The 3,605-nt window shown below is 55.2% G+C and carries 14 protein-coding genes; all 14 read left to right on the top strand.

The window, feature by feature from the left end:
- Nucleotides 1–461 precede the first annotated feature (461 nt).
- The 14 genes from K1Y02_26045 to K1Y02_25980 are packed head-to-tail and all read left to right on the top strand — an operon-like array spanning nucleotide 462 to nucleotide 3,598.
- Nucleotides 462–728 carry a hypothetical protein gene (locus tag K1Y02_26045; GenBank protein ID MBX7259844.1) on the top strand — a complete coding sequence of 89 codons (267 nt, stop codon included), beginning with the start codon at nucleotides 462–464 and terminating at the stop codon, nucleotides 726–728.
- 19 nt (nucleotides 729–747) lie between these two features.
- The gene (locus tag K1Y02_26040; protein ID MBX7259843.1) at nucleotides 748–915 is read left to right on the top strand and encodes a hypothetical protein; all 168 of its coding nucleotides are present in this window, start codon (nucleotides 748–750) and stop codon (nucleotides 913–915) included.
- Nucleotides 912–1,112, top strand: a complete 201-nt coding sequence (locus K1Y02_26035; protein MBX7259842.1) for a hypothetical protein — start codon at nucleotides 912–914, stop codon at nucleotides 1,110–1,112. Before K1Y02_26040 ends, K1Y02_26035 begins: the two co-directional genes overlap by 4 nt.
- 17 nt (nucleotides 1,113–1,129) lie before the next feature.
- The gene (locus tag K1Y02_26030) at nucleotides 1,130–1,315 is read left to right on the top strand and encodes a hypothetical protein (protein MBX7259841.1); all 186 of its coding nucleotides are present in this window, start codon (nucleotides 1,130–1,132) and stop codon (nucleotides 1,313–1,315) included.
- A complete protein-coding gene (locus K1Y02_26025; protein MBX7259840.1) occupies nucleotides 1,312–1,533 on the top strand; it encodes a hypothetical protein in 222 nt (73 codons plus the stop codon). Before K1Y02_26030 ends, K1Y02_26025 begins: the two co-directional genes overlap by 4 nt.
- Entirely contained in the window at nucleotides 1,530–1,835 is a 306-nt protein-coding gene (locus K1Y02_26020; protein MBX7259839.1) for a DUF551 domain-containing protein, read from the top strand. The genes K1Y02_26025 and K1Y02_26020 overlap by 4 nt, the downstream gene beginning before the upstream one ends.
- Entirely contained in the window at nucleotides 1,832–2,017 is a 186-nt protein-coding gene (locus tag K1Y02_26015) for a hypothetical protein (protein MBX7259838.1), read from the top strand. The genes K1Y02_26020 and K1Y02_26015 overlap by 4 nt, the downstream gene beginning before the upstream one ends.
- Nucleotides 2,014–2,343: a hypothetical protein gene (locus K1Y02_26010; GenBank protein ID MBX7259837.1), complete on the top strand. Its 330-nt coding sequence runs from the start codon at nucleotides 2,014–2,016 to the stop codon at nucleotides 2,341–2,343. The genes K1Y02_26015 and K1Y02_26010 overlap by 4 nt, the downstream gene beginning before the upstream one ends.
- 9 nt (nucleotides 2,344–2,352) lie before the next feature.
- Nucleotides 2,353–2,550, top strand: a complete 198-nt coding sequence (locus tag K1Y02_26005; protein ID MBX7259836.1) for a hypothetical protein — start codon at nucleotides 2,353–2,355, stop codon at nucleotides 2,548–2,550.
- A complete protein-coding gene (locus tag K1Y02_26000; protein MBX7259835.1) occupies nucleotides 2,547–2,714 on the top strand; it encodes a hypothetical protein in 168 nt (55 codons plus the stop codon). Before K1Y02_26005 ends, K1Y02_26000 begins: the two co-directional genes overlap by 4 nt.
- Nucleotides 2,711–2,911: a hypothetical protein gene (locus K1Y02_25995; GenBank protein MBX7259834.1), complete on the top strand. Its 201-nt coding sequence runs from the start codon at nucleotides 2,711–2,713 to the stop codon at nucleotides 2,909–2,911. The genes K1Y02_26000 and K1Y02_25995 overlap by 4 nt, the downstream gene beginning before the upstream one ends.
- Nucleotides 2,908–3,162, top strand: a complete 255-nt coding sequence (locus K1Y02_25990; GenBank protein MBX7259833.1) for a hypothetical protein — start codon at nucleotides 2,908–2,910, stop codon at nucleotides 3,160–3,162. The genes K1Y02_25995 and K1Y02_25990 overlap by 4 nt, the downstream gene beginning before the upstream one ends.
- The gene (locus K1Y02_25985; protein ID MBX7259832.1) at nucleotides 3,159–3,380 is read left to right on the top strand and encodes a hypothetical protein; all 222 of its coding nucleotides are present in this window, start codon (nucleotides 3,159–3,161) and stop codon (nucleotides 3,378–3,380) included. The genes K1Y02_25990 and K1Y02_25985 overlap by 4 nt, the downstream gene beginning before the upstream one ends.
- Nucleotides 3,377–3,598, top strand: coding sequence for a hypothetical protein (locus K1Y02_25980; GenBank protein ID MBX7259831.1), 222 nt, complete (start codon nucleotides 3,377–3,379; stop codon nucleotides 3,596–3,598). Before K1Y02_25985 ends, K1Y02_25980 begins: the two co-directional genes overlap by 4 nt.
- Nucleotides 3,599–3,605: the final 7 nt, after the last annotated feature.

The following is a 3,605-nucleotide window of genomic DNA, read 5'->3' as shown; positions in this document are numbered from 1 at the left end:
GCATGGGCAGGAAAGCAGTCTCATTCTCGCAAAAGCTTGACTTCACGGATAGTTGCGACGGCCCTCTAATTCTTGGCGGGGTGAGCGGAGCGGATGGGGGATTAACCACCGACATCGGCATAAAGATCGGCAGATTAAAGGTAAGTACCTATAAACTAATGGTTTAAGCTACAATCTTGTGGATAAAAAGGTACTGCTATCAAATAAAGGGACTCTGGAAAGGCTGTGGATATTGGTGGAAATGGGATTGGAGGGGTCTGGGAGGCTCGCGGCGGGGAGATTCTGGTGGAGGCTGGTAGACGGGTAGGGTGGGGTAGATCGGGGCTGGATTGGGGGCGTGGAGGGGCGAGTCTCGGAGAGCGTGATATACACGACTACCCTGTTTGATATACAAATGAGGGGGTGTTGATATACAAGGATTGGGGTTGTGGGTACAGTCTGTGATATACAAGGAGATATACATGAAAGAGAAGTCGATATTGATTCGCGTGTCGGGGGATGAGATGGAGCGGATTACGAAGTTGGGGGGCGAGAATCGGTCAGAGTGGATTCGGGCGAAGCTGCTTTCGCGGGACTCGCTGGATGCGCCGAAGGCCATGATGGATGCGTGGACGGCATGGGCGGCGTTGCAGCAGAAGACGTTTCCTGAATGGGCGTGCGAGATGCTGGAACTGGCGATGGCCCATCAGAAGAAAAAACAAGAAAAGTCCTTGACGCCACAAGCGTAGGGTGTACTCTCCTGTACTTATGAAGATTCAAGCTGTCGTTGATGAGGAGTTGGGCGAGCGCATAAAGACGCTGGCCGCGCAAGACGGGCGTTCGGTCAGCCAGTGGGTTGCCCGCGTGCTTGCTTGTTGGGTGTCGGGTAAGACGGACGACGAACGCAGGAAAAACTTGGAGGCACTTGGGAAATGATCGGACACAATGACTTGGTTCTGAACGAAGCGACGATGAAGCAGGCGGTCCAGCTTTGGATCGACAGCAAATTCAAAGGCAACTCCCCCATCGTCAAGTCGGTAAGGGATGGCCGCGACGGGCCGTGCACCACCTTCACGGTGCTGCTTTCTGGTTGCGACGACCTTCCCGATTTCACAAAGCCGCCGCTGGCCTAACAAGGGAAGGGGGAGGCGTGAAGGGGTGCAACATTTCGCGGGGCGACCCGCTGGGCGAGCTTGAGCGGCATCTGCGCGAGGACTTGGGATGGAAGTACACCGGGCTGCTCTTGCAGGTGCGCGACATTCGAGATGCGGTTTACGCCGACCACGGACTGCCGCCGCCGTCAGAACCCGTCAACCATGAGGAGGGGCCAGCGTGAAGCCGTCAGTCACGAAATTCGCGCAGGCGGCCTACACGCACGCTCTGTCTCTGGCGTACGCGGCAAAATCGGGGCCGTCTACCGACGAACATCTTGCCTACTTGTCGGGCTATGGACAGGCCATTGAGGACATTTGCGGAAAGGCCGAGGCGTCCCACATGCGCAGCATCGCCATCAGCGAATTGCGTGAGTCCCAACTGAGAAAGAGGAAGCCATGAAACGATACGAGCCTTGCGGAGAAGATATGTGCGAAGCCAAAGACGGCGAGTACGTCCGCTTCGATGACCTGCCGGGGTGGGTTTCCACGAAGGACAGGTTGCCCGAGGAGGACTTTCAACGGCGCATCCTCATCTGTTGGCGCAGGGTTCCAGACCAGCCTTGCGAGGTTCATGTCGCTATATTCCATCAGCCATACGCGCACGAACCGCAAAGATTCGAGTCCATCGACGACGGCGGGTGGGATACCGCGCATATCGAAGAAGTCTCCCACTGGATGCCGTTACCCGAGGCGCCGAAATGAGCGAAAGCCTAGCCCTTCTCATCGTCGGCATCGCGGCCATCACGCTCCTCGCCATAGCCTACCTCGCGTTTTCGTCGAGGCGAAACGTCTACTTCTCCGCCTCCTGTCCCTGCTGTAAAAAGACGCTGATCGTGGACGGGGAGTGCGTCAGGCGTCCCCATTTGGAGGATGAAGAAACGTGAGCCACGTATCCCCTGAACTCAAAATATGGAACGGGCAGGTTTGGGAACAAAAGGACTTCCCGTGTTACAGGATCGTCGTCCTCATGCTCTCCCACATCGATGGCGTCCTGATGTTTGCGCGGGCAAGCTGGCACAACGCGGAACCTCCACTTGTGATGACAGAGGAAAACGGAACGTGGATGTATTCCGATGATGAGCTTTTCGAGATGCTGAAATCGCGCCATTACACGCTCGTCGGCTGCGCTCAATCGGGGGCTTTGCTCGACTGCGAACACCGCGAAAAAAACTTGACGATTCCCGTTGACTCTCCATCAGAAGGGGTGTAGGTGTTGAATATGAGCACGCCGATTCCGGTCTTGGGTATGGTCGCAGTTCACGTCGATGAACTCAGGAAACTTCTCACGCAAATGACCGACGAACAACGCCTCGAAGTCTTCTCTGAAATCATGGCCGACTACTGTAGGCATTGTGGTCGCTATGACGGACACTCGACCGACATCATGCGCGGTTGCCAATGCTGGAACGACGAATGAAGGCCATCTTTGAATATCTCGCTTGCGTTGCATTGGCTGCCGTAATGACGTGGCTGGCGGCTATTGGCTTCAAGTTCATCTTCGGCTACGACGTTCTGCCGGAAACCGTCTTCGTCCTCATGCTGATCTTCCTTACCGACGCACTCAGCACGATGTTCAAATGAACTCCATCTTTAACCAAAACAGCGTAGGATTCTGCATGGTGGTTGTTCCCGTAGCGACGTATCTGATTGGCACCTTGGCGTACTTGATTCGTCAGCTATATCACGATGTTGGCCCGGTTCGCGCAACGCGGATACTGATTGTGATGGCAGCAGTATTCGCGTACTTCGGAGTAGGATTGAGGATGATGATGCAATGACAATCGACTACGAAAACTGTCAGGACGAAACCCTGCTCGCGGCCTACGGTCCTCTTACAGCCACCGCTCGCGCCAAGGTCGCCCACTACGTCAAGACCTTCGGAATGACCCCATACGACGCAGAATTGGCGGTGAGAAGTGGTGTCGAACCCCGCGTCCCAAGCGGCGAAAAAGCAGTCCCGCCCGAAAAAGTATCCACCATCGAAGCATTGAAGGCGGCTGGCCTTCTGAAACGGGGGAGTGATTTGTGAAGAAAAAGACCACGTGGGGTATCGGCAAAATCGCATCGTTTGTATGCGCGTTTGCATTTTGCTGGTTTGTGTTGTTCGGGGTTTTTCTCTTTGCTACTGAGATAGTTTTTATCTTCGCAAAGTGCCGCCCAGCGCAAATAGGCGGGCTTGCCATGCTGCTCATCGCGTCCATCATTCTATCGTGGGAGGGGGCGAAGAAATTGGAGGAGAAGTCGTGACCGTCCACGCGAACTCGCGCCTCACGCTGCAATCGTGGTTCAAGCAGACCCGGCGAAAACTCCATTCGCGGATGTGGAACGACCCCTACGAAATCATGTTCTCCCTCATGGACACCCATCGGAATGTCTACAAGAAGAAAGCCATGACGCGGAAGGCCGCGATTGAACTGAATGCGAAGCTCGGTGATTCCGGGTTTACGTGGCTGCCGGGAGGATGACGATGAA

It is taken from the genome of Candidatus Hydrogenedentota bacterium (assembly GCA_019695095.1).
Lineage (GTDB): Bacteria > Hydrogenedentota > Hydrogenedentia > Hydrogenedentales > SLHB01 > JAIBAQ01.
This window is presented reverse-complemented; position numbering and strand designations above follow the sequence as displayed.

Excerpts from the sequence above, each read along its gene's own strand:
- K1Y02_26005 (MBX7259836.1), top strand. The coding sequence starts at position 2,353 with ATGAGCACGCCGATTCCGGTCTTGGGTATGGTCGCAGTTCACGTCGAT.
- K1Y02_26015 (MBX7259838.1), top strand. The coding sequence starts at position 1,832 with ATGAGCGAAAGCCTAGCCCTTCTCATCGTCGGCATCGCGGCCATCACG.
- K1Y02_25990 (MBX7259833.1), top strand. The coding sequence starts at position 2,908 with ATGACAATCGACTACGAAAACTGTCAGGACGAAACCCTGCTCGCGGCC.
- K1Y02_26040 (MBX7259843.1), top strand. The coding sequence starts at position 748 with ATGAAGATTCAAGCTGTCGTTGATGAGGAGTTGGGCGAGCGCATAAAG.
- K1Y02_26045 (MBX7259844.1), top strand. The coding sequence starts at position 462 with ATGAAAGAGAAGTCGATATTGATTCGCGTGTCGGGGGATGAGATGGAG.
- K1Y02_26000 (MBX7259835.1), top strand. The coding sequence starts at position 2,547 with ATGAAGGCCATCTTTGAATATCTCGCTTGCGTTGCATTGGCTGCCGTA.
- K1Y02_26020 (MBX7259839.1), top strand. The coding sequence starts at position 1,530 with ATGAAACGATACGAGCCTTGCGGAGAAGATATGTGCGAAGCCAAAGAC.
- K1Y02_26035 (MBX7259842.1), top strand. The coding sequence starts at position 912 with ATGATCGGACACAATGACTTGGTTCTGAACGAAGCGACGATGAAGCAG.
- K1Y02_25995 (MBX7259834.1), top strand. The coding sequence starts at position 2,711 with ATGAACTCCATCTTTAACCAAAACAGCGTAGGATTCTGCATGGTGGTT.